The 23666-nt window shown below is 41.9% G+C and carries 37 protein-coding genes; 36 read left to right on the forward strand and 1 reads right to left on the reverse strand.

What is annotated here, in order from left to right; translation table 11 throughout:
- The first annotated feature begins 2 nt into the window (after positions 1–2).
- The 31 genes from HF992_RS01230 to rplQ all read left to right on the forward strand — a co-directional run bounded on the left by HF992_RS01230 (position 3) and on the right by rplQ (position 17727).
- The gene (locus tag HF992_RS01230; RefSeq protein WP_168548249.1) at positions 3–1199 is read left to right on the forward strand and encodes a hypothetical protein; all 1197 of its coding nucleotides are present in this window, start codon (positions 3–5) and stop codon (positions 1197–1199) included.
- Positions 1199–2491, forward strand: a complete 1293-nt coding sequence (purB, locus tag HF992_RS01235; protein ID WP_168548250.1) for an adenylosuccinate lyase — start codon at positions 1199–1201, stop codon at positions 2489–2491. The genes HF992_RS01230 and purB overlap by 1 nt, the downstream gene beginning before the upstream one ends.
- A 381-nt stretch (positions 2492–2872) precedes the next feature.
- Positions 2873–3181, forward strand: coding sequence for a 30S ribosomal protein S10 (rpsJ, locus tag HF992_RS01240; protein WP_168548251.1), 309 nt, complete (start codon positions 2873–2875; stop codon positions 3179–3181).
- Between the two features lie 201 nt (positions 3182–3382).
- Positions 3383–4009, forward strand: coding sequence for a 50S ribosomal protein L3 (rplC, locus tag HF992_RS01245; RefSeq protein WP_168548252.1), 627 nt, complete (start codon positions 3383–3385; stop codon positions 4007–4009).
- Positions 4010–4032: 23 nt separating this feature from the next.
- Entirely contained in the window at positions 4033–4656 is a 624-nt protein-coding gene (gene rplD / locus HF992_RS01250; RefSeq protein WP_168548253.1) for a 50S ribosomal protein L4, read from the forward strand.
- Entirely contained in the window at positions 4656–4952 is a 297-nt protein-coding gene (locus HF992_RS01255) for a 50S ribosomal protein L23 (RefSeq protein WP_168548254.1), read from the forward strand. The genes rplD and HF992_RS01255 overlap by 1 nt, the downstream gene beginning before the upstream one ends.
- 17 nt (positions 4953–4969) lie before the next feature.
- Positions 4970–5803 carry a 50S ribosomal protein L2 gene (gene rplB, locus HF992_RS01260; protein ID WP_168548255.1) on the forward strand — a complete coding sequence of 278 codons (834 nt, stop codon included), beginning with the start codon at positions 4970–4972 and terminating at the stop codon, positions 5801–5803.
- 238 nt (positions 5804–6041) lie between these two features.
- Positions 6042–6323, forward strand: coding sequence for a 30S ribosomal protein S19 (gene rpsS / locus HF992_RS01265; RefSeq protein ID WP_000533766.1), 282 nt, complete (start codon positions 6042–6044; stop codon positions 6321–6323).
- A gap of 15 nt (positions 6324–6338) precedes the next feature.
- Positions 6339–6686 (forward strand): 50S ribosomal protein L22, encoded by a 348-nt coding sequence (gene rplV, locus HF992_RS01270; RefSeq protein WP_168548256.1) that lies wholly within the window; start codon positions 6339–6341, stop codon positions 6684–6686.
- 11 nt (positions 6687–6697) lie between these two features.
- Positions 6698–7348: a 30S ribosomal protein S3 gene (gene rpsC, locus HF992_RS01275; RefSeq protein ID WP_168548257.1), complete on the forward strand. Its 651-nt coding sequence runs from the start codon at positions 6698–6700 to the stop codon at positions 7346–7348.
- Between the two features lie 3 nt (positions 7349–7351).
- A complete protein-coding gene (rplP, locus tag HF992_RS01280) occupies positions 7352–7765 on the forward strand; it encodes a 50S ribosomal protein L16 (protein ID WP_168548258.1) in 414 nt (137 codons plus the stop codon).
- 9 nt (positions 7766–7774) lie between these two features.
- Complete coding sequence (rpmC, locus tag HF992_RS01285) at positions 7775–7984, forward strand: 50S ribosomal protein L29 (protein ID WP_168548259.1); 210 nt, start codon at positions 7775–7777, stop codon at positions 7982–7984.
- A 20-nt stretch (positions 7985–8004) separates the two neighbouring features.
- Positions 8005–8265 (forward strand): 30S ribosomal protein S17, encoded by a 261-nt coding sequence (gene rpsQ, locus HF992_RS01290; RefSeq protein WP_168548260.1) that lies wholly within the window; start codon positions 8005–8007, stop codon positions 8263–8265.
- Positions 8266–8289: 24 nt separating this feature from the next.
- Positions 8290–8658 carry a 50S ribosomal protein L14 gene (gene rplN / locus HF992_RS01295; RefSeq protein WP_168548261.1) on the forward strand — a complete coding sequence of 123 codons (369 nt, stop codon included), beginning with the start codon at positions 8290–8292 and terminating at the stop codon, positions 8656–8658.
- Positions 8659–8736: 78 nt separating this feature from the next.
- On the forward strand, positions 8737–9042 hold the full coding sequence (rplX, locus tag HF992_RS01300) for a 50S ribosomal protein L24 (RefSeq protein ID WP_168548262.1): 306 nt from the start codon (positions 8737–8739) through the stop codon (positions 9040–9042).
- A gap of 23 nt (positions 9043–9065) precedes the next feature.
- Entirely contained in the window at positions 9066–9608 is a 543-nt protein-coding gene (rplE, locus tag HF992_RS01305) for a 50S ribosomal protein L5 (RefSeq protein ID WP_168548263.1), read from the forward strand.
- Positions 9609–9622: 14 nt separating this feature from the next.
- Positions 9623–9808, forward strand: a complete 186-nt coding sequence (locus HF992_RS01310; RefSeq protein ID WP_001085697.1) for a type Z 30S ribosomal protein S14 — start codon at positions 9623–9625, stop codon at positions 9806–9808.
- 205 nt (positions 9809–10013) lie between these two features.
- Positions 10014–10412, forward strand: coding sequence for a 30S ribosomal protein S8 (rpsH, locus tag HF992_RS01315; RefSeq protein ID WP_168548264.1), 399 nt, complete (start codon positions 10014–10016; stop codon positions 10410–10412).
- Between the two features lie 204 nt (positions 10413–10616).
- The gene (gene rplF, locus HF992_RS01320; protein ID WP_168548265.1) at positions 10617–11153 is read left to right on the forward strand and encodes a 50S ribosomal protein L6; all 537 of its coding nucleotides are present in this window, start codon (positions 10617–10619) and stop codon (positions 11151–11153) included.
- An 86-nt stretch (positions 11154–11239) separates the two neighbouring features.
- On the forward strand, positions 11240–11596 hold the full coding sequence (gene rplR / locus HF992_RS01325; RefSeq protein ID WP_168548266.1) for a 50S ribosomal protein L18: 357 nt from the start codon (positions 11240–11242) through the stop codon (positions 11594–11596).
- 18 nt (positions 11597–11614) lie between these two features.
- Complete coding sequence (gene rpsE, locus HF992_RS01330) at positions 11615–12112, forward strand: 30S ribosomal protein S5 (RefSeq protein WP_018374468.1); 498 nt, start codon at positions 11615–11617, stop codon at positions 12110–12112.
- A gap of 14 nt (positions 12113–12126) precedes the next feature.
- A complete protein-coding gene (gene rpmD / locus HF992_RS01335) occupies positions 12127–12309 on the forward strand; it encodes a 50S ribosomal protein L30 (RefSeq protein WP_168548267.1) in 183 nt (60 codons plus the stop codon).
- 241 nt (positions 12310–12550) lie between these two features.
- The gene (rplO, locus tag HF992_RS01340) at positions 12551–12991 is read left to right on the forward strand and encodes a 50S ribosomal protein L15 (RefSeq protein WP_168548268.1); all 441 of its coding nucleotides are present in this window, start codon (positions 12551–12553) and stop codon (positions 12989–12991) included.
- Positions 12992–13005: 14 nt separating this feature from the next.
- Entirely contained in the window at positions 13006–14313 is a 1308-nt protein-coding gene (secY, locus tag HF992_RS01345; RefSeq protein ID WP_168548269.1) for a preprotein translocase subunit SecY, read from the forward strand.
- A 125-nt stretch (positions 14314–14438) separates the two neighbouring features.
- The gene (locus HF992_RS01350) at positions 14439–15080 is read left to right on the forward strand and encodes an adenylate kinase (protein ID WP_168548270.1); all 642 of its coding nucleotides are present in this window, start codon (positions 14439–14441) and stop codon (positions 15078–15080) included.
- A 117-nt stretch (positions 15081–15197) separates the two neighbouring features.
- Positions 15198–15416: a translation initiation factor IF-1 gene (infA, locus tag HF992_RS11865; RefSeq protein WP_018374463.1), complete on the forward strand. Its 219-nt coding sequence runs from the start codon at positions 15198–15200 to the stop codon at positions 15414–15416.
- A gap of 22 nt (positions 15417–15438) precedes the next feature.
- A complete protein-coding gene (rpmJ, locus tag HF992_RS01360) occupies positions 15439–15555 on the forward strand; it encodes a 50S ribosomal protein L36 (protein WP_001808836.1) in 117 nt (38 codons plus the stop codon).
- An 18-nt stretch (positions 15556–15573) separates the two neighbouring features.
- A complete protein-coding gene (gene rpsM / locus HF992_RS01365) occupies positions 15574–15939 on the forward strand; it encodes a 30S ribosomal protein S13 (protein ID WP_168548271.1) in 366 nt (121 codons plus the stop codon).
- A gap of 17 nt (positions 15940–15956) precedes the next feature.
- Positions 15957–16340 carry a 30S ribosomal protein S11 gene (gene rpsK, locus HF992_RS01370; protein ID WP_004195509.1) on the forward strand — a complete coding sequence of 128 codons (384 nt, stop codon included), beginning with the start codon at positions 15957–15959 and terminating at the stop codon, positions 16338–16340.
- Between the two features lie 47 nt (positions 16341–16387).
- Positions 16388–17326: a DNA-directed RNA polymerase subunit alpha gene (locus HF992_RS01375; RefSeq protein WP_168548272.1), complete on the forward strand. Its 939-nt coding sequence runs from the start codon at positions 16388–16390 to the stop codon at positions 17324–17326.
- 14 nt (positions 17327–17340) lie between these two features.
- A complete protein-coding gene (gene rplQ / locus HF992_RS01380) occupies positions 17341–17727 on the forward strand; it encodes a 50S ribosomal protein L17 (RefSeq protein ID WP_168548273.1) in 387 nt (128 codons plus the stop codon).
- 701 nt (positions 17728–18428) lie between these two features.
- Here the strand turns inward: rplQ and HF992_RS01385 are convergent.
- Positions 18429–19784, reverse strand: a complete 1356-nt coding sequence (locus tag HF992_RS01385; protein ID WP_168548274.1) for an aspartate kinase — start codon at positions 19782–19784, stop codon at positions 18429–18431.
- A gap of 213 nt (positions 19785–19997) precedes the next feature.
- On the opposite strand from HF992_RS01385, the gene fabM reads away from it, so the two are divergent.
- The 5 genes from fabM (at position 19998) to fabK (ending at position 23666) form a co-directional block, all read left to right on the forward strand.
- Complete coding sequence (gene fabM / locus HF992_RS01390; protein WP_168548275.1) at positions 19998–20789, forward strand: trans-2-decenoyl-ACP isomerase; 792 nt, start codon at positions 19998–20000, stop codon at positions 20787–20789.
- Positions 20790–20897: 108 nt separating this feature from the next.
- Entirely contained in the window at positions 20898–21332 is a 435-nt protein-coding gene (gene fabT, locus HF992_RS01395) for a fatty acid biosynthesis transcriptional regulator FabT (RefSeq protein WP_168548276.1), read from the forward strand.
- A complete protein-coding gene (locus HF992_RS01400; RefSeq protein WP_168548277.1) occupies positions 21329–22306 on the forward strand; it encodes a beta-ketoacyl-ACP synthase III in 978 nt (325 codons plus the stop codon). Before fabT ends, HF992_RS01400 begins: the two co-directional genes overlap by 4 nt.
- 61 nt (positions 22307–22367) lie before the next feature.
- A complete protein-coding gene (locus tag HF992_RS01405) occupies positions 22368–22592 on the forward strand; it encodes an acyl carrier protein (RefSeq protein WP_168548278.1) in 225 nt (74 codons plus the stop codon).
- A gap of 105 nt (positions 22593–22697) precedes the next feature.
- Positions 22698–23666: an enoyl-[acyl-carrier-protein] reductase FabK gene (gene fabK / locus HF992_RS01410; RefSeq protein WP_168548279.1), complete on the forward strand. Its 969-nt coding sequence runs from the start codon at positions 22698–22700 to the stop codon at positions 23664–23666.

Consider the following 23666-nt stretch of genomic DNA (forward strand, 5'->3'; position numbering starts at 1 on the left):
TTATGGATAACGGAAGTAATTCTAATATAAAGCAGTTTTTATCTATTATTTTAGGATTTATATCTATGTATTTAGTGACTACTAATAATAAGATGTTGATGCTACTCTCAATGGGGCTTATTGTAAGTTTAATCTGTTCTTGGTATAGTTCTTTAAAAATTTGGATACATAAAGTGGAATTACTCTATAAAGAAATACGAGCACGGAAGTATTTTTTTGTCACAGATAATGGATATCGAACGGATTTAAAAAAGCGTAGAGAGTTAGGAGAATATATATATAAGATTACTAATTTTGGCTTCTTTTTTATTGTTTTTATGTTAATTATATTTTCAACCTTTTTTGGAAAAATAGTATCAGTTCCGATTTATATGTTAGTAATCATTTTTTTATGTATTGCTATGATTGGAATAATATTACAAGCACGAAATTATTTAACTAGTCTATATTATTACTTGATTCCTATATTACCATTATTGTTCTATATAGATTTATTAGGAAGCTCTGAGATAATAGCTCTAATACTCTTCTTTTTGTTAATAGCAGTAATTTATTTGATATTTGTATTAATTATTCCAATTCATTTCTTAAGGAAGATCAATAATACGACATTAATTTTTGGGGTGTTGTTATCTATTGTCATACCGATACTATTTGATGTAATTAATGGATATTTTTCTGAGAATTTTCTATCGAGAATTGATTCCTTAGTTTATTCAGAATTTATCAATTCCATAGAGAATCAGCAAGTTTTAAACTTCATTATAGATAATCCAGATTTAAACAATTTTCTAAAAGTAATATTTCATACTATGGGGAGAGTATCGTTAATTGAACAGAAAGAGTTTTTATCTCAAATCAGCTTCTTATGGTTGTCAAGTTATGCAATTGGGAGTTTGATAATAAATACAAAACTAAAAGTTGCTAGTCTAGTTGCAGAAGATTTATATAGTAAAATCCAAGATATCAGAAATAGGGAGAACATTGAATATGAAGTGGTTAGAGATTGCATATATTTCGGTGGAGAAAGATTTCAAGAATTAATTTTTTATGACAAATCACTTAAATGGAAGATTCGTGAAAAAGAAAAGGAATTGCAGTTTTATCAAGAAACCAATAAGGCTATTCGATTTGCTCAATGGATGAGAACAAAAATTATAAAGTTATTAAAAAGATTGATTTATAAGGAGATACATTAATGCTAACACGTTATTCCCGCCCTGAGATGGCGAACATTTGGAGTGAAGAGAACAAGTACCGTGCTTGGTTGGAGGTGGAAATCCTAGCTAGCGAGGCATGGGCTGAGTTGGGTGAGATTCCCAAGGAAGATGTGGCGAAGATTCGTGCCAATGCGAGCTTTGATATCGACCGTATTTTAGAGATAGAGGAGGAGACCCGTCACGATGTGGTGGCTTTCACCCGTGCGGTTTCTGAAACCCTCGGTGAGGAGCGCAAGTGGGTTCACTATGGCTTGACTTCTACCGACGTGGTGGATACGGCTTACGGCTACCTCTACAAGCAGGCCAACGACATTATCCGTCGTGACCTTGAAACCTTTACCAACATTGTGGCTGAGAAGGCCAAAGAGCACAAGATGACCATCATGATGGGTCGTACTCACGGTGTGCATGCGGAGCCAACGACCTTCGGTCTCAAATTGGCGACTTGGTACAGCGAAATGAAGCGCAACCAAGAGCGTTTCGAGCGCGCAGCAGCTGGTGTTGAGGCTGGAAAAATCTCTGGTGCCATTGGAAACTTTGCCAACATTCCTCCATTCGTCGAGGAGTATGTTTGTGGTAAGTTGGGCATCCGTTCGCAGGAGATTTCGACCCAGGTCTTGCCGCGTGACCTCCACGCCGAATATTTTGCGGTTCTCGCAAGCATCGCGACATCCATTGAACGCATGGCAACGGAGATCCGTGGTCTGCAAAAGTCTGAACAACGTGAAGTTGAAGAGTTCTTTGCAAAAGGCCAAAAAGGCAGCTCTGCTATGCCTCACAAACGTAACCCAATCGGTTCAGAAAACATGACAGGGCTTGCGCGTGTCATTCGTGGGCACATGGTGACAGCTTATGAGAATGTGGCGCTTTGGCATGAGCGTGATATTTCGCACTCATCAGCGGAGCGGATCATCACACCAGACACAACGATTCTCATCAACTACATGCTCAACCGCTTTGGCAACATCGTCAAGAACTTGACGGTCTTTCCTGAAAACATGATTCGGAACATGAACTCTACCTTTGGTCTCATTTACAGCCAGCGTGTCATGTTGAAACTCATCGAAAAAGGCATGACGCGTGAGGAGGCTTACGACTTGGTACAGCCCAAAACAGCCTACTCATGGGATAATCAAGTGGACTTCAAACCGCTTCTTGAAGCAGACGAAAAAGTCACCGAAAAACTCACCCAAGACGAGATTGATGAACTCTTTAACCCAGCCTACTACACCAAGCGGGTCGATGAGATTTTTGAGCGATTGGGATTGTAGTCACGATTCAGAAGACGATGTTATGAAAAGAACTTCACCAAGGATGAGGCGTGAAGTTCTTTTCTATATGACATGGCGAAAGAATATGGCGTTATCCGAGTGAGGAATAGGCTATGTCAGCAATAGAATGCTAAACGGAGACCGGAAATTGAGAGGCTTAGCATTATGTAAACGGATAGTCTATGTTAAGAGAGAAAAAAATTATTTAAAAGTCTTGCAAGGAAGGAAGATATTTGGTATACTACTATGGTGCCGTAAAAAATACGGCTTTAGCTTTGACGCAGGAGGTTGCGACACGCTTGGTTGCATTGCCACGCAACTCGTGTTGGTTTTCCTGAAGAGCTAGCCTATTATCTTAAATAGACGAAAAAGGAGACAAAGATGGCAAACAAAAAAATCCGCATCCGCTTGAAAGCGTACGAGCACCGTACACTTGACACAGCAGCTGCAAAAATCGTAGAAACTGCTACTCGCACAGGTGCGACTGTTGCTGGTCCAGTACCACTTCCAACTGAGCGTAGCCTCTACACGATTATTCGTGCGACTCACAAGTACAAAGACTCTCGTGAGCAGTTCGAAATGCGTACCCACAAACGTCTGATTGACATCATCAACCCAACTCAAAAAACAGTTGATGCATTGATGAAATTGGATCTTCCAAGTGGTGTAAACGTCGAAATCAAACTTTAATCAAGAAAAAAAGAAGAACACGTGTCCAGGTAACTGAGCACGGGCTAAATACTTCGTGAAAAAGGTCCTTCCTTGAAGCTTTGGTTTCGTCGCAAGACTCCCTGTTTTCATCTCGTGTTTAACGCTATTGTATCTTGATGTGAGCATGAAAAACGCTCGTTAAAAACTTTTTAAAAAAGAAGAAAAGGAAATAATTTTCTCATGACAAAAGGAATCTTAGGGAAAAAAGTGGGAATGACTCAAATCTTCACTGAAACTGGTGAATTTATCCCTGTTACTGTCATCGAAGCAACTCCAAACGTAGTGCTTCAAGTGAAAACTGTTGAAACAGACGGCTACGCTGCTGTTCAAGTTGGTTTTGATGACAAGCGTGAAGTGTTGAGTAACAAACCTGCCAAAGGCCATGTAGCGAAAGCAAACACAGCTCCTAAGCGCTTCATTCGTGAATTCAAAAACATTGAAGGCTTGGAAGTTGGTTCAGAATTAACTGTTGAACAGTTTGAAGCCGGTGATGTTGTGGATGTCACAGGAACATCTAAAGGGAAGGGTTTCCAAGGTGTTATCAAACGCCACGGTCAATCACGTGGCCCGATGGCGCACGGTTCTCGTTACCATCGTCGTCCAGGTTCAATGGGACCTGTTGCACCAAACCGTGTCTTCAAAGGTAAAAACCTTGCAGGACGCATGGGTGGCGACCGTGTAACGATTCAAAACCTTGAAATCGTACAAGTTGTTCCAGAAAAGAACGTTCTTTTAATTAAAGGTAACGTTCCAGGTGCTAAGAAATCTCTTATCACTATCAAGTCAGCAGTTAAGGCTGCTAAATAATAAAGAAAGGGGAATCAGTCGAAATGGCAAACGTAACATTATTTGACCAAACTGGTAAAGAAGCTGGCGAGTTGACCTTAAACGATGCAGTATTCGGCATTGAGCCAAATGAATCTGTTGTGTTTGATGTCATCATCAGCCAACGTGCTAGCCTTCGTCAAGGGACTCACGCAGTGAAAAACCGTTCAGCAGTTCGCGGTGGCGGACGCAAACCATGGCGTCAAAAAGGAACTGGACGTGCGCGTCAAGGTTCTATCCGCTCTCCACAATGGCGTGGCGGTGGTGTGGTCTTCGGTCCAACGCCACGTTCATACGGCTACAAACTTCCACAAAAAGTTCGTCGCTTGGCATTGAAATCAGTTTATTCAGAAAAAGTTGCTGAAAACAAATTTGTAGCTGTAGAATCTCTTTCATTTGCAGCTCCAAAAACGGCTGAGTTTGCAAAAGTTCTTGCAGCACTTAGCATTGATACAAAAGTTTTAGTTATCCTTGAGGATGGAAACGACTTCGCTGCTTTGTCAGCTCGTAACCTTCCAAATGTTAAAGTTTCAACTGCAACAACTGCAAGTGTACTTGACATCACAAGCGCGGACAAACTTCTTGTAACCAAAGCAGCTATCTCTACTATCGAGGAGGTTCTTGCATAATGAATTTGTACGACGTAATTAAAAAACCTGTTATCACTGAAAAGTCAATGACTGAACTTGAAGCAGGGAAATATGTTTTTGAAGTTGATACTCGTGCTCATAAGCTTTTGATTAAGCAAGCTGTAGAAGCTGCTTTCGAAGGTGTTAAAGTAGCTAATGTTAATACTGTAACAGTGAAACCAAAACAAAAACGCGTAGGCCGTTATGTTGGTTACACTAACAAGGTTAAAAAAGCAATCATCACTTTGACAGCTGATTCAAAAGCAATCGAGTTGTTCGCGACTGAAGCTGAATAATCTAAGGAGGAATTAACGTGGGTATTAAAGTTTATAAACCAACGACAAATGGCCGTCGTAATATGACTTCTTTGGATTTTGCTGAAATCACAACAAATACACCAGAGAAAAGCTTGCTTGTTTCTTTGAAAAAGACAGCAGGCCGTAACAACGCTGGCCGCATTACAGTTCGTCACCACGGTGGTGGACATAAGCGTCATTACCGTTTGATTGACTTCAAACGCAACAAAGACGGTGTTGAAGCAGTTGTCAAAACGATTGAGTACGATCCAAACCGTACAGCTAATATTGCTCTTGTACACTACACAGATGGTGTGAAAGCATACATTCTTGCACCGAAAGGTCTTGAAGTTGGTCAACGTATCGTTTCTGGCCCAGATGCAGATATTAAAGTTGGTAACGCATTGCCACTTGCCAACATTCCAGTTGGTACAGTGATTCACAACATCGAGTTGAAACCAGGTCGTGGTGGTGAGTTAGTCCGTGCTGCAGGTGCTTCTGCTCAAGTATTGGGTCAAGAAGGCAAGTACGTACTGGTCCGTCTTCAATCTGGCGAAGTTCGTATGATTCTTGGTACTTGCCGTGCGACTGTTGGTAGCGTAGGTAACGAACAACAATCACTGGTTAACATTGGTAAAGCAGGCCGTAACCGTTGGAAGGGGATCCGCCCAACCGTTCGTGGTTCTGTAATGAACCCTAACGATCACCCACACGGTGGTGGTGAAGGTAAAGCACCAGTTGGACGTAAAGCGCCATCTACGCCTTGGGGCAAACCAGCGCTTGGTCTTAAAACACGTAACAAGAAAGCACGTTCGAACAAACTTATCGTTCGTCGTCGCAACGAGAAATAATCAGCTAGTTAGCTGATAGACATCCGCCAGCTCGGTAGGGTTTCTACTGGACTTGAAATTCCAAGGATAGTTTGATTGAAATACCAGTTTGACGCAGTGGTTGATTGCAGTTTCTAGTAGCTTGGCTACCTCGAAACGGCTAATCAACTGTGCGGGGGCTGAACAACGAACATGGTCTTGGGGTTCTGTCCAGAACCCAGGCCGCTGTGGTACATATTTTAAAGGAGAACACTACAAAATGGGACGTAGTCTTAAAAAAGGACCTTTCGTCGATGAGCATTTGATGAAAAAAGTTGAAGCTCAAGCTAACGACGAAAAGAAAAAAGTCATCAAAACTTGGTCACGTCGTTCAACGATTTTCCCAAGCTTTATCGGTTATACTATTGCAGTTTATGATGGACGCAAGCATGTGCCTGTGTACATTCAAGAAGATATGGTAGGTCACAAACTTGGTGAATTTGCGCCAACACGTACTTACAAAGGTCACGCTGCTGACGATAAGAAAACAAGACGTAAATAATAGAAGGAGAACACAATGGCAGAAATTACTTCAGCTAAAGCAATGGCTCGTACAGTGCGTGTTTCACCTCGTAAGACACGTCTTGTACTAGATACTATTCGTGGCAAAAACGTTGCAGACGCAATTGCCATCTTAACATTCACTCCAAACAAAGCTGCTGGAATCATCTTGTCAGTTTTGAATTCAGCTATCGCAAATGCTGAAAACAATTTTGGTTTGGAGAAAGCTAACTTGGTAGTCAGCGAATGTTTCGCAAACGAAGGACCAACAATGAAACGTTTCCGTCCACGTGCGAAAGGTTCAGCTTCACCAATTAACAAACGTACATCACACATCACTGTGGTTGTATCTGAAGTAAACTAGGAGGTAAAAACGTGGGTCAAAAAGTACATCCAATCGGTATGCGTGTCGGTATTATCCGTGACTGGGATGCCAAATGGTACGCTGAAAAAGAATACGCGGATTACCTCCATGAGGATCTTGCAATCCGTAACTTCATCAACAAAGAATTAGCAGATGCATCTGTTTCAACCATCGAAATCGAACGCGCTGTTAACAAAGTGATCGTTTCACTTCACACTGCTAAACCAGGTATGGTTATTGGTAAATCTGGTAGCAATGTTGATGCACTTCGTGCACAATTGAACAAATTGACTGGTAAACAAGTCCACATCAACATCATTGAAATCAAACAACCTGATCTTGATGCACACCTTGTTGGTGAAGGAATTGCTCGTCAATTAGAGCAACGTGTGGCTTTCCGCCGTGCTCAAAAACAAGCTATCCAACGTGCAATGCGCGCAGGTGCTAAAGGAATTAAAACTCAGGTTTCTGGTCGTTTGAATGGTGCGGATATCGCGCGTAGCGAAGGTTACTCTGAAGGTACAGTTCCACTTCACACTCTTCGTGCCGATATTGACTACGCTTGGGAAGAGGCAGACACAACTTACGGTAAACTTGGTGTTAAAGTATGGATTTACCGTGGTGAAATCTTGCCAGCTCGTAAAAACCAAGGAGGTAAATAACACATGTTAGTACCTAAACGTGTAAAACACCGTCGTGAATTCCGCGGAAAAATGCGCGGTGAAGCAAAAGGTGGTAAGCAAGTAGACTTCGGTGAATACGGTCTTCAAGCAGTAACTAGCTCGTGGATCACTAACCGCCAAATCGAAGCTGCCCGTATCGCTATGACGCGTTACATGAAACGTGGTGGTAAGGTTTGGATCAAGATCTTCCCTCATAAATCATACACCGCTAAAGCTATCGGGGTTCGTATGGGTTCTGGTAAAGGTTCTCCTGAAGGTTGGGTTGCACCAGTTAAACGTGGTAAAGTCATGTTTGAAGTTGCAGGCGTTTCTGAAGAAATCGCTCGTGAAGCTCTTCGTCTTGCTAGCCACAAGTTGCCAGTTAAATGCAAATTCGTAAAGCGCGAAGCAGAGTAAGGAGAAGACATGAAACTTAAAGAAATTAAAAAATTCGTTGAAGAGCTTCGTGGCTTGTCTCAAGAAGAGCTTGCTAAGAAGGAAAATGAGCTCAAGAAAGAATTATTTGAGCTCCGTTTCCAAGCTGCTGCAGGCCAACTTGATCAAACTGCTCGTTTGAACGAAGTGAAAAAGCAAATTGCACGTGTTAAGACCGTGCAATCTGAAATCAAAGAATAGACTAGGGAAGGAGAATTTCAATGGAACGCAATAAACGTAAAGTTCTTGTCGGACGTGTTGTATCTGACAAAATGGACAAAACCATCACAGTTGTAGTTGAAACCAAACGTAACCACCCAGTCTATGGTAAACGCATCAACTACTCTAAGAAGTATAAAGCACATGATGAAAACAATACTGCCAAAGAAGGCGATATCGTTCGTATCATGGAAACTCGCCCACTGTCAGCTACAAAACGTTTCCGTTTGGTAGAAGTTGTGGAAGAAGCAATTGTCATCTAATTAACCAGAAAGGAGAAAACTTAAATGATTCAAACAGAAACTCGTTTGAGAGTCGCTGATAACAGCGGTGCACGTGAAATCTTGACCATCAAGGTTTTGGGTGGTTCAGGACGTAAGTTCGCAAACATCGGTGATATCATCGTTGCATCAGTAAAACAAGCAACTCCTGGTGGTGCGGTTAAGAAAGGTGACGTTGTTAAGGCTGTTATCGTTCGTACCAAGACAGGTGCTCGTCGCCCAGATGGTTCTTACATCAAATTCGACGATAACGCTGCTGTTATCATTCGTGAGGACAAAAACCCTCGCGGTACCCGTATCTTTGGCCCAGTGGCACGTGAATTGCGTGATGGCGGTTTCATGAAAATCGTTTCATTGGCACCAGAAGTACTTTAATCAAAAGAAAGCAAACGCAGTCCCCTGACAAGTTTGTCAGGGTGCCCTTAGGGCGTAAGAATAACTAGGAGAAATCAAATGTTTGTAAAAAAAGGCGACAAGGTTCGCGTGATTGCCGGTAAGGATAAAGGCAAGGAAGCAGTAGTGCTTGCAGCTCTTCCAAAAGTAAACAAAGTTATCGTTGAAGGTGTAGCTATCATCAAAAAACATCAAAAGCCTAACAACGAGTTCCCTCAAGGAGCAATCGTTGAAAAAGAAGCACCTATCCATGCTTCTAACGTTCAAGTTTTGGACAAAAATGGTGTTGCTGGACGTGTTGGCTACAAAGTAGTAGACGGCAAAAAAGTTCGTTACAACAAAAAATCAGGCGAAGTGCTTGACTAATCACGAAGGAAAGGAGAAGTAAAATGGCTAATCGTTTAAAAGAAAAATATCTTAATGAAGTTGTGCCTGCTTTGACAGAACAATTTAACTATAGCTCAGTTATGGCTGTGCCAAAAGTTGATAAAATCGTTATCAACATGGGTGTCGGCGATGCAACTGCGAACGCGAAAAACCTTGAAAAGGCTGCTGAAGAATTAGCATTGATCTCTGGTCAAAAACCATTGATTACAAAAGCTAAGAAATCAATTGCCGGCTTCCGTCTTCGTGAGGGTGTTGCTATCGGTGCTAAAGTCACTCTTCGTGGCGAACGCATGTATGAATTTTTGGATAAATTGGTATCAGTTTCTCTTCCACGTGTACGTGACTTCCATGGTGTACCAACAAAATCATTTGATGGTCGTGGGAACTACACATTGGGGGTTAAAGAGCAATTGATCTTCCCAGAAATCAACTTTGATGACGTTGATAAAACACGTGGTATGGATATCGTAATTGTTACAACTGCTAAGACTGATGAAGAATCACGTGCATTGCTTACAGGCTTAGGGATGCCTTTTGCAAAATAATAGGGAGGTAAAAAATGGCTAAGAAATCAATGATTGCTAAGAACAAGCGACCAGCGAAGTTCTCAACACAAGCTTACACGCGTTGTGAAAAATGTGGCCGTCCACATTCAGTATACCGCAAGTTTAAACTTTGCCGTGTTTGCTTCCGTGAATTAGCATACAAGGGACAAATCCCAGGCGTGACTAAAGCGTCTTGGTAATAACATGATACGAGTGCGTTAAAAGCTCACAGTGAAAACAGGAGATTTGACACAGGCGACTTGCGTCTGGGAGAATCTATCATTTTCACTAAGAGCTTAGCACGAGTTCAAATCGACTGATAAACGGATTTGAACAAATATGCCCAATCGGGCATCATTAACTGGTAAGTGCCATGCAAACTGCCAGTAAGAGGAGAAAAAACAAATGGTTATGACTGACCCAATTGCAGACTTTTTGACACGTATTCGTAACGCTAACCAAGCAAAACATGAAGTTCTTGAAGTGCCTGCATCAAACATCAAAAAAGGGATTGCTGAAATCCTTAAGCGCGAAGGTTTTGTAAAGAACGTTGAAATCATCGAAGATGACAAACAAGGCATCATCCGTGTCTTCTTGAAATACGGAGCTAACGGTGAGCGCGTTATCACAAACTTGAAACGCGTTTCAAAACCAGGTCTTCGTGTTTACTCAAAACGCGATGACATTCCTAAAGTTCTTAACGGACTTGGTATTGCAATCATCTCTACTTCAGAAGGTCTCTTGACAGATAAAGAAGCTCGTCAAAAGAACGTTGGTGGAGAACTTATTGCTTACGTTTGGTAATCTGATTTTTCAGATTAGCTTACATAAAAGAACGAATTGAACACGGGCTAGAGCCTGTGTGAAAAAGACAAATCTTCCTAGAATGCAAGCATTCTTTGTCAGATTTTCTATTTTCACTTTGGCTCTTTAACGCCCTTTGTATCTTCGTTCACCCCGTGAAAACTGGTCGCAAGACCTGACAATCTAACAGGAGAAAAATAAAACATGTCACGTATTGGTAATAAAGTGATTACATTGCCTGCAGGCGTTGAGCTTTCTCAAGCCGATGGCGTAGTTACTGTAAAAGGTCCAAAAGGAGAGTTGTCACGTGCACTCTCTACAGATATTGAAATCCGTGTTGACGGTACTGAAGTAACCCTTCACCGTCCAAACGATTCAAAAGAAATGAAAACAATCCACGGAACGACTCGTGCCCTCCTCAACAACATGGTTGTTGGCGTTTCAGAAGGCTACAAAAAAGAGCTTGAAATGAAGGGTGTTGGTTACCGTGCGCAATTGGCTGGCAACAAGTTGACACTTGCTGTCGGTAAATCTCACCCAGATGAAGTAGAAGCACCAGAAGGTATTACCTTTGAACTGCCAAACCCAACAACTATCCACGTGAGTGGTATCAACAAAGAGCTTGTTGGTCAAACTGCTGCTTACATCCGTAGCTTGCGTGCTCCAGAACCTTACAAAGGGAAAGGTATCCGCTATGTTGGTGAACATGTTCGTCTTAAAGAAGGTAAAACTGGTAAGTAATCTTAGGAATCGGCTGATCAATTTTCGATTGGCTGCCTAAAGACTTCCAACTTTGATAGACAAAGACTATTAAGAGGAGAAATAAAGTGATTTCAAAACCAGATAAAAATAAAATCCGCCAAAGACGCCACAAACGCGTGCGCGGTAAAATCTCTGGAACAGCTGAACGCCCACGTTTGAACATTTTCCGTTCTAATACAGGCATCTACGCTCAAGTGATTGATGACGTAGCGGGTGTTACACTCGCTCACGCTTCAACTCTTGATAAAGCCGTTTCAAAAGGAACTAAAACAGAACAAGCCGTTGCTGTTGGTAAGCTCGTTGCAGAACGTGCAGTTGCTAAAGGTATTACTGAAGTTGTCTTTGACCGCGGTGGATATCTCTATCATGGACGTGTAAAAGCTTTGGCTGATGCAGCCCGTGAAAACGGATTGAAATTCTAATAGGGAGGACACTAAAAAATGGCATTTAAAGACAACAATGCAGTTGAACTTGAAGAACGCTTGGTTGGCATCAACCGTGTTACAAAAGTTGTTAAAGGTGGACGTCGTCTGCGTTTTGCAGCCCTTGTCGTTGTGGGTGACCGCAATGGTCGTGTAGGATTTGGTACTGGTAAAGCCCAAGAAGTTCCAGAAGCTATCCGTAAGGCTGTTGAAGCTGCTAAGAAAAACCTTATTGAAGTTCCAATGGTTGGTACAACAATCCCTCACGAAGTTTACTCTGAATTCGGAGGCGCTCGTGTCTTGTTGAAACCTGCTGCGGAAGGTTCAGGGGTTGCCGCTGGTGGTGCAGTTCGTGCCGTTGTTGAATTAGCAGGTGTTGCAGATATCACCTCTAAGTCACTTGGTTCAAATACACCAATCAACATCGTTCGTGCAACTGTTGAAGGTTTGAAACAATTGAAACGTGCAGAAGAGGTAGCTGCTCTTCGTGGCATCTCAGTTTCTGACTTGGCATAAGAAAGGAGATTCAAATGGCTCAAATTAAAATTACTTTGACTAAGTCTCCAATCGGACGCAAACCTAACCAACGTAAAACAGTTGTTGCGCTTGGACTTGGCAAATTAAACTCGTCTGTTATCAAAGAAGACAACCCAGCGATCTTGGGTATGGTTAACACCATCTCTCACTTGGTAACTGTTGAAGAGGTTAAATAAGTAACACAAATGATCATTGATCGTCAGCGAATCGCTAGAGGATTAGTGATGAGTACGGTAAGAAGAGTGACTCAGGTGAAAAAATGCCGGTCAACTCTTTCCTTACTACTATTAATTATCACTTAAGTCGCTTGGTTAGCCATGCGGCTTAAGTACCATTAACGTATAGGCGAGTTTCTAGCCTGCGTGTCCTGCACAGGTTAGAGGCGCTAGCAGTTTACAAAAAAGGAGAAAATTTATAATGAAATTACATGAATTGAAACCTGCTGAAGGTTCTCGTAAAGTTCGTAACCGTGTAGGTCGCGGTACGTCATCTGGTAACGGTAAGACTTCAGGTCGCGGTCAAAAAGGTCAAAAAGCGCGTAGCGGTGGCGGTGTGCGTCTTGGTTTTGAAGGTGGACAAACGCCATTGTTCCGTCGTTTGCCAAAACGTGGTTTCACTAATATTAATGCTAAAGAGTACGCTATTGTTAACTTAGCTGCTTTGAATGCCTTCGAAGATGGTACAGAAGTAACGCCAGTAACACTGATCGAAGCAGGTATTGTTAAGGCTGAAAAATCAGGTGTTAAAATTCTTGGTAACGGAGAATTGACTAAGAAATTGACTGTTAAAGCAGCTAAATTTTCAAAATCAGCTGAAGAAGCAATCACAGCTAAGGGTGGCTCAATCGAGATCATCTAACGAGGTGGCTCTATATGTTTTTTAAACTTCTTATAGAAGCGTTGAAGGTAAAACAGGTGCGCTCTAAAATCCTGTTTACCCTCTTTATTATACTAGTCTTTCGAGTAGGGACTCATATTACAGTGCCTGGTATAAATGCCAAAGCCTTGGATGAATTGAGCAATCTGTCTTTCCTCAATATGCTTAGTCTGGTTTCAGGGAATGCCATGAAAAACTTTTCAGTCTTTGCTCTGGGGGTTAGCCCCTATATCACTGCATCGATCGTTGTTCAGCTCTTGCAGATGGACATCTATCCTAAGTTTGTGGAATGGGGCAAGCAAGGTGAAGTTGGTCGCCGCAAACTTAATCAAGCAACGCGATGGATTTCTCTTTTCCTGGCCTTTGTTCAATCGATTGTTATCACCGGTGGGTTTGAAGCTTTAGCGAGTGCTAATCTGGTTCCAAATCCGACTTGGCAGACCTACCTTGTTATTGGCATGATCATGACCGCAGGTAGTATGATTGTAGTGTGGTTGGGAGAGCAAATTTCGGATAAAGGGTATGGGAATGGTGTTTCCATGATTATCTTCTCGGGGATTGTCTCATCCATTCCAGATATGCTTTATTCCTTATACGAGGATAAATTTGTCAACGTTTCAAGCGATCGGCTGACATCATCTTATATCTTTGTGGGGATTATGATAATTGCGGTTCTTGCTATTATTATGTTTACTACATTTGTTCAACAGGCAGAATATAAGATTCCGATTCAGTATACGAAGCTAGCACAAGGTGCACCGTCGACCTCTTATCTACCTTTGAAGGTCAATCCAGCTGGTGTTATTCCAGTTATCTTTGCCAGCTCCATAACAGCTGTACCAAGTGCTTTGATTCAATTCTTTAGCGCTCGTAATCAGAACCTAAGTTGGTTGAGTAAATTAAATGATTTCTTTGTGACAACAACTCCAAGTGGAATGTTGGTTTACTTAGGTTTGATTATTCTGTTCACCTTCTTCTATACCTTTGTTCAGGTTAATCCAGAGAAGACAGCTGAAAACCTCCAAAAGAGCGCAGCCTATATTCATGGGGTGCGTCCAGGTCGGGAAACAGAGAAGTATTTGACCAACTTATTGCGTCATCTTTCACTAGTCGGTGCTCTTTTCCTTGGTTTTGTAGCGATCCTACCGATTCTAGCTCAAAATGCATTTGGCCTGTCCAATGCAGTTGCGCTAGGTGGTACGAGTCTCTTAATCCTGATTTCAACCGCTATTGAAGGCATTAAGCAGTTAGAAGGTTACCTACTTAAGCGTAAGTATACTGGCTTTATGATTGGTTCAAAATAGAATATGGTGTGGGACGACAATCCAGGTTCTTTCGCGGATGATTCGTTCCACCCTCTCTATTTTGTTTTTTAATGAGTTTGTCAGTTTTATGGCAGACCGATTAAAACACAAAATAAGGAGTTTTTATGAACCTTTTAATTATGGGCTTGCCGGGTGCTGGAAAAGGGACTCAGGCCGCTAAAATTGTAGAGCAATTTGATGTTGCTCATATTTCAACAGGGGACATGTTCCGTGCTGCAATTGCCAATCAAACAGAGCTTGGCCTTCTGGCCAAGTCTTATATGGATGGTGGTAATCTGGTGCCGGATGAAGTGACCAATGGTATTGTTAAAGAGCGCTTGGGACAAGATGATATCAAAGAAAGAGGTTTCTTGTTAGACGGTTATCCTCGGACCATTGATCAGGCTTATGCCTTAGATCAAAACTTGGCTGATTTAGGTATTGCCCTGGATGGTGTTATCAATATTGAGATTGATCCAGCTAAACTTCAAGAGCGCTTGAGTGGCCGCATTATCCACAAAGAAACGGGGGAAACCTTCCATAAAGTCTTCAACCCACCTGCAGGTGATTACAACGAAGACGATTATTATCAGCGCGAAGACGATAAGCCAGAGTCTGTTGCTCGGCGTTTGGAAGTCAATATTGCACAAGGGCAGCCGATTATTGACCATTACCGTGCCAAAGGACTAGTTCACGATATCGATGGCGATCAAGACATCGAATTGGTGTTTGCAACTATCGAAAAAGTCTTGAATAATTTGAAATAAAGTGTTCGCATGGCTTGCTTTTTTACTGGGAAAATGGTATGATAAGCTAGTCTGACTTATAATTGTTACCCCTCTTTATGGGGGACATCAAATCGAAATTTAAAGGGGGTCTTTTGCGTGGCAAAAGAAGATGTGATTGAAATTGAAGGTAAGGTAGTTGATACCATGCCCAATGCAATGTTTACTGTCGAACTTGAAAATGGTCATCAAATTTTGGCAACAGTTTCTGGTAAGATTCGTAAGAATTATATCCGTATCTTGGTCGGAGACCGTGTTACTGTTGAATTGAGTCCTTATGATTTGACACGCGGACGCATCACATACCGCTTTAAATAGTCGAAAAAATTGGAGGGATAGAATGAAAGTAAGACCATCGGTTAAACCGATTTGCGAATACTGCAAAGTAATTCGTCGTAATGGTCGTGTTATGGTAATTTGCCCAGCAAATCCAAAACACAAGCAACGTCAAGGCTAAACATAGAAAGGAGAAAAAATGGCTCGTATTGCTGGAGTTGATATTCCAAATGACAAACGTGTAGTAATTTCATTGACTTACGTTTACGGTATTGGTCTTCCAACATCTAAGAAGATCCTTGCTGCCGCAGGTATTTCTGAAGATATTCGTGTGAAAGATTTGACACCTGAACAAGAAGACGCAATCCGTCGTGAAGTTGATGCGATTAAAGTTGAAGGTGACCTTCGTCGTGAAGTTAACTTGAACATCAAGCGTTTGATGGAAATTGGTTCATACCGTGGTATTCGTCACCGTCGTGGCTTGCCAGTTCGTGGACAAAATACTAAGAACAACGCTCGTACTCGTAAAGGGAAAGCCGTTGCGATTGCAGGTAAGAAAAAATAAAATAGGAGGTAAAAAAATTGGCTAAACCAACACGTAAACGTCGTGTGAAAAAGAATATTGAGTCAGGTATTGCTCATATCCATGCGACATTTAACAACACAATTGTCATGATCACAGATGTGCATGGTAATGCGATTGCTTGGTCATCAGCTGGGGCGCTTGGATTCAAAGGTTCTCGTAAATCAACACCATTCGCTGCTCAAATGGCTTCAGAAGCTGCTGCTAAATCAGCACAAGAACACGGTTTGAAAACAGTTGAAGTTACAGTTAAAGGTCCTGGTTCAGGTCGTGAATCTGCGATTCGTGCTCTTGCTGCCGCTGGTCTTGAAGTAACCGCAATTCGTGATGTGACTCCTGTGCCACACAATGGTGCTCGTCCTCCGAAACGTCGCCGTGTATAATTGATCATACAACTGACACAACGGACGTTGAAGAGGGAGTACAGTAAATGATTGAGTTTGAAAAACCAACAATAACAAAAATTGATGAAAATAAAGATTATGGCAGATTTGTAGTCGAACCGCTTGAACGTGGTTACGGGACAACGCTTGGAAATTCTCTTCGTAGAGTCTTGTTGGCCTCACTCCCTGGTGCGGCGATTACCTCTATTAAGATTGAGGGAGTTCTTCATGAATTTGACACTGTTCCAGGTGTTCGTGAAGATGTTATGCAAATCATCCTTAACATTAAAGGAATTGCTGTAAAATCATATGTAACTGACGAAAAAATAATCGAACTTGATGTAACTGGGCCAGCTGTTGTGACTGCTGGAGATATCCTGTCTGATAGCGATATTGAAATCGTCAACCCTGATCATTATCTCTTCACCATCAGTGAAGGAAAAACCTTCAAAGCTGTATTAACAGTAAATACTGGACGTGGCTATGTTCCAGCTGAAGGCAATAAAAAGGATAATGCCCCAGTAGGTACCTTGGCCGTAGATGCAATCTACACGCCGGTAACAAAAGTCAATTACCAAGTTGAACCTGCCCGTGTAGGTAGCAATGATGGTTTTGACAAATTGACACTTGAAATCATGACAAATGGTACCATTATTCCAGAAGATGCTCTTGGTCTTTCAGCGCGTATCTTGACTGAGCACTTGGCTCTCTTCACTGATTTAACTGAAGTTGCAAAATCAACTGATGTGATGAAAGAAGTTGAAACAAGCTCTGAAGATAAGATGCTTGACCGGACAATTGAGGAACTTGATCTATCTGTTCGCTCTTATAACTGTTTGAAACGTGCAGGAATTAATACTGTATTTGATTTGACAGAAAAATCTGAGCCTGAAATGATGAAAGTGAGAAACCTTGGCCGTAAGAGTCTTGAAGAAGTTAAATTTAAACTAGCTGACTTAGGTCTTGGTTTGCGAAACGATAAATAATAGAGGAGGAAAACATGGCATACCGTAAACTTGGACGCACTAGCTCACAGCGTAAAGCGATGCTCCGCGATTTGACGACTGACCTTTTGATTAACGAATCAATCGTAACAACTGAAGCTCGTGCTAAAGAAATCCGTAAAACTGTTGAAAAAATGATTACGCTTGGTAAGCGTGGTGATTTGCATGCTCGTCGTCAAGCAGCTGCTTTTGTTCGTAACGAGATTGCTTCAGAAAACTATGATGAAACTACTGATAAGTATACTGCTACTACAGCACTTCAAAAATTGTTCTCTGAGATTGCACCTCGCTATGCAGACCGTAACGGTGGTTACACGCGTATCTTGAAGACTGAACCACGTCGTGGTGATGCAGCACCGATGGCAATCATCGAATTAGTATAAAATCATCAATTTTGTTGAGTGTTATGATGATGGTTGCCTACACCAGGTAACTTAGTCTAGCTCTGGTCTACCGTCAGGCTTGTCCTGACGGTAACACTCATCATCATTGGGATTGTAAAACGTAACGCTTGTTTACGAAATAACTATAGACAGTAGTTATTCCGTAAGCAGGCGTTTTATCTTATTTCCTTCCCTAGGAAATGGAGTGATTTGGCGTTGCAGAATTTCTTATACTGTTTTGGTGACTGCTCAATGACGCAGCAGCTATTTAAAATTTTCAGTGTCTTGATCGGCTTTGCAAGTTCTTCTATCTACTATTTTTTGAATGTTTCTAGCTCCCAGTAAATAACCTCTTGGACCTGTATTTTGGCGAGATTCCTCATTAGGTAATGACTCCAGGAGCTAGTATTTTCCAACATAAAGGCTATATCGTTTAGTCGTTTTCAAGAGGCTTAGAATGATAAGCCTGATATAGTTCTTTTTAATACAGTTCTAGTAGAGCAAACTATTTTTCCTAGTCTTTCTATGATCAGGAGAGGACGATGAGGTCTTCTCTTTTTTGTCAAAATGGAGGAAGCTTCTTTTCAATAATGCTTACCTTCTAGAAAATAGAAACAGCCATCTCCTGTAGGTAAAGCAGGACATGGCTGTTTTTATATCGGCTTGGGAAGGGAATTTCAAGAAATCAAGTCGGTATCATTCTAGTTTTTTGGGAAAAAAGCTTCGTAAAGGGCTTGAATGGCTGCATTTTTCTGAGCAGTCTTAATGACAAAGAGGATAGAGACTTCACTTGACCCTTGTGAAATCATTTCGATATTGATTCCTTTGTCAGATAGGGCCTTGGCAGCTGTTGCTGTGACACCAATATGGCTCTTCATATTTTCGCCGACAATCATTAAGATGGAGAAGTCACGCTCAATTTCAGCATGATCGACTTCTAATTTGTGCGTTAGTTGGCGTAAAATTTCTTCTTCTTTGATGGGGGTTAATTGACGTTCTCGAATAATCACAGACATGTCATCAATTCCTGTCGGAATGTGTTCAAAGCCAATGTTTAAATCTTCAAGGATTTGAAGAACTTTTCGACCAAACCCAATTTCACGGTTCATCAAGTATTTTGAAATAGTGATGCTGACAAAGCCATCGTCTGCTGAGATACCAACAACGGGTTGCTGGTTACGAGAATGCTTTAGGACGATTTTAGTACCAGGATGGCTAGGGTTATTCGTGTTTTTGATGACTAGCGGAATACGGCCGCGATAGGCAGGAATAAGTGCTTCATCGTGTAAAACTGTGAAACCAGCATAGGCGAGTTCCCGCATTTCGCGGTAGGTTAGTTCAGAGATGGACTGAGGATTTTTGATAATACCCGGATGAGCAGAGAAAATGCCATCCACATCAGTAAAGTTTTCATAGAGATCTGCCTTGACACCAGCGGCGACAATAGAGCCAGTAATATCAGAACCACCACGGGAGAAGGTGCAGATATCGCCTTCTGCAGTAACACCAAAAAAGCCTGGGATAACCACTACTTCGTCATAACCTCTTAGTTTTTCGATACGGTCGTAGCTAGAAGGAATGATTTGCGCATTTCCTGGTTCTGGGGTAACTGTAATGCCTGCCTCCTTAGGGTGGACATAGACAGCAGGTAGCCCATTTTGGTTAAAATAGGCAGCGATTAACTTGGCATTATTATCTTCGCCAGCTGCTAAAAAACTATCGTACAGAAAAAGATTGTCCTGAATTGGTAATTTAGCGAGATCTTTGATGGCTTGTGCAATCTTTGTCATCACTTTAGGCTTTAATCCTAACTCGTCTGACATGGCTTGATAGCGTTCAATAATCCATTCTTGATCAGCGGTAACATTTTTTTCAGCTACATAATGCTTATAATACTGAATGAGGGCATCTGTAACCTTGGTGTCTTGGCTGTCTCGTTTACCAGGGGCAGATACGACAACAAATTTACGTTCAGGATCTGCTTTTACGATATCTAATACTTTTTCTAATTGCTGGGCAGATGCTAAGGAACTGCCGCCAAATTTCACAACTTTCATAATATTTCCTTTATAAAAAATTTAAGCCTATTATAGCAAAAAAAGAGGAACTTGTCAGTAAGTCATATTGGTTATTTTCAGGAAAAAGGGTCTTTTTCGGGATTATTTAGCCGACAAATGACTGGGGTGTGACAAATCGGCTATGATTGTTAATTGAAAATGGGGATAGTTTAGGATAGAATAAGAGCAACTAATTCAACTGAGGAGGCTCTCATGACGTTTAAAGGAATTTTATATCAGGTGGAAGCTGGTGTTGCCCATCTTACGTTAAATCAGCCTGAGATTGCTAATGGTTTTAATATACCAGTCTGTGATGAAATTCTGGAAGCTCTTGCTAGGGCTGAAGAGGATGCTAGCGTCCGCTTGCTTCTCATCAAAGCAACTGGGAAAATTTTCTCGGTTGGTGGTGATTTGGCTGAGATGCAACGCGCTGTGGATGAGGATGATATTGCGTCCTTAGGGAGAATTGCAGAGCAGGTCAACGAGATTGCCTATGCTTTAAAACGTCTACCAAAGCCAGTGGTCATGAGCGTTGATGGTGCAGTAGCAGGTGCTGCTTTCAATCTTGTTTTAGCAGCAGATTTCTGCATTGCGTCAGACAAAGCCAAATTCATCCAAGCCTTTGTAGGGGTCGGTTTAGCACCAGATGCAGGAGGAATGTACCTTCTGACGCGATCTATCGGGATTAACCGCGCTACGCAGTTGACCATGACAGGAGAGCCGGTCAGTGCTGAAAAAGCTTTAGAGTATGGCTTTGTTTACAAGGTTTGTGACTCTGAAAAGTTGGAAAAGACAACCGACCGCTTGATCACAAAATTACTCCGAAATTCGAATAATTCTTATACAGCAATCAAAGAAATGATTTGGCAGAGCGAGTTTGCTGGATGGCATGACTTTGCTAAGTTTGAGATTAACTTGCAGAAATCGTTAGCCTTCACTGAAGATTTCAAAGAGGGCGTTAGAGCTTATACGGAAAAGAGACGGCCTCAGTTTAAGGGTGAGTAAAGCTGTGCTTGGAAAAAATAGTTTTATAGACATACTAAATACTTGTCAAATAATTCATGATCTGATATACTTTGAGTGTCAAATTGTTTTGGTATTGAGGAGAAAGATATGTCTGAAGAATTGATTAATGAGTACATTGTGTCTATTTTTAATAATGTGCTTGTTATTGAGGAAAATAGTCTGAAATCTAGTCAATTCAATGATCTCTCGCTCAAGGAAATGCACACGATTGATGCGATTGGGAGTATCAAAGATTGCCAACCGACTCATGTAGCTCAAACCTTGATGGTGACCTTGGGAACGGTGACGGCTAGTTTAAATCGTCTTGAAGAAAAGGGCTATATCGAGCGAAAACGCTCCATGAGGGATCGTCGTGTGGTTAACTTATATTTGACAAAAAAAGGACGCCTTATCTATCGATTGCACCGAAAGTTTCACCGTCGAATGATTGCTGAAATTGCAGAAGGCTTCACTCCAGAAGAGTTTGAAGTCATGAAAAAAGGTCTCTTTAAACTTCACTCCTTCTTGGAGGGATTGAAATGACTTACCATGCTAAGATAAGCCAGGTAGCCCATTATCTCCCCGACCAAGTGGTGACTAACGAAGAGTTGTCTCGTATCATGGAGACGAGTGATGATTGGATTCGCTCTCGGACTGGGATTCGAGAGAGGCGGATTAGCAAAGATGAGCAGACGAGTGACTTAGCGACAGTAGTCGCCGAAAAATTGTTAGCTCAGTCAGGATTATCTGCTCTCGATATAGACTTTATCATCCTTGCGACAATCACACCAGATTCGATGATGCCGTCTACGGCGGCTAGAGTTCAGGCCAATATTGGCGCTAGTAAAGCGTTTGCGTTTGATGTTACTGCGGCTTGCTCTGGGTTTGTCTTTGCTTTAGCGACAGCGGAAAAGTTGCTGGCTTCAGGTGTTTATCAAAAAGGTTTGGTGATCGGGGCAGAGGTCTTATCGAAGACCTTAGATTGGGAGGATCGGAGCACGGCTGTTCTCTTTGGCGATGGAGCTGGTGGAGTCTTGCTTGAGCTTGATGATCAAAGGCACTTCCTGAGAGAATCGCTACATACAGACGGTACTAGAGGCCAGGCGCTTGAATCAGGCTATCAGGGGTTGCATTCTCCCTACTCAGATTTCCAAAGTTCACATTTGGCTTTGAAAATGGATGGGCGAGCCGTCTTTGACTTTGCGATCAGGGATGTGGTGGCTAGTCTAAAAGACCTCCTGTCTGAGGTTAACCTTACGCCAGATGAAGTTGATTACTTTCTCTTACATCAGGCTAATAATCGGATGCTTGATAAAATGGCTAGAAAACTCGCGGTTCCTCGAGAAAAACTACCAGCCAATATGATGGCTTATGGCAACACTAGCGCCGCTAGTATCCCCATTCTCTTGTCTGAATGTGTCGAGAAGGGGATGATTGAGTTAGGGAGTGGTCAAAAACTGATTCTCTCTGGTTTTGGCGGAGGATTGACCTGGGGCGTCCTGCTCGTATCTATTTAGTTCATAAATTGGTGCTTAGCGCCATTTATAAAAAATTTTTATACAATAAGGAGTTACACTTATGGCAGTATTTGAAAAAATACAAGAAATCATCGTTGAAGAATTGGGTAAAGAAGCGGAAGAAGTCAAATTGGAAACTTCTTTTGAAGATCTAGATGCAGATTCGTTGGATATCTTCCAAGTGATTTCTGAGATTGAAGATGAATTTGATATTACGATCGAAGCAGAAGATAGCTTAAAAACTGTAGGTGACTTAGTCGCTTATGTAGAAGCACAAACGAAGTAAGAATAAGGGAAATGAGAATATCAACCAGTTGGTATTCTCCCTTGTTTCACAAATTGTTTGATAATCAAATGATTTGTGAAGCAAACAATAACAGAAAAGAGACTTATGAAAACACGTATCACAGAACTGTTAAATATTAAATATCCTATTTTCCAAGGAGGCATGGCTTGGGTAGCTGATGGTGATTTGGCTGGTGCGGTCTCCAATGCTGGTGGCCTTGGCATCATTGGTGGTGGCAATGCTCCTAAAGAAGTTGTGAAAGCCAATATTGATCGCGTGAAGCAAATTACGGATAAACCATTCGGTGTTAATATCATGCTTTTGTCGCCCTTTGTCGATGATATCGTAGATCTGGTCATTGCAGAAGGCGTTAAGGTCGTGACGACTGGTGCTGGAAATCCTGGAAAGTATATGGAACGCTTCCATGCAGCTGGTATGGTGGTGATTCCAGTTGTTCCGAGTGTGGCTCTAGCTAAGCGGATGGAAAAAATCGGTGCAGATGCTGTTGTTGCGGAAGGAATGGAAGCTGGCGGTCATATTGGGAAATTGACAACGATGAGTTTGGTTCGTCAAGTAGCAGAAGCCGTGTCCATTCCGGTGATTGCTGCTGGTGGTATTGCAGATGGCCGTGGTGCAGCTGCAGGTTTCATGTTAGGTGCTGAGGCAGTACAGGTTGGGACACGCTTTCTTGTTGCTAAGGAATCCAACGCCCATCAAAATTATAAAGACAAGATCCTGAAAGCGAAGGATATTGATACGGTGGTTACGGCAGCTAATTTTGGCCATGCAGTAAGGGCCATCAAAAATAAACTGACCAAGGAATTTGATCTGGCAGAGCGGGAAGCTTTCAAACAAGAAGAGCCTGATTTAACAGTCTTTGAAAATCTGGGAGCAGGAGCTCTTAGGCGCTCCGTTGTTGACGGTGATGTCGACACAGGGTCAGTGATGGCAGGTCAGATTGCAGGTCTAGTTTCCAAGGAAGAAACCTGTGAAGAAATCCTGAAGGATATTTATTATGGCGCGGCAGCTGTTATTAGAGAAGAAGCTGCTCGCTGGGCAAATGTTGGAGAATAA

It is taken from the genome of Streptococcus ovuberis, assembly GCF_012396585.1.
Lineage (GTDB): Bacteria > Bacillota > Bacilli > Lactobacillales > Streptococcaceae > Streptococcus > Streptococcus ovuberis.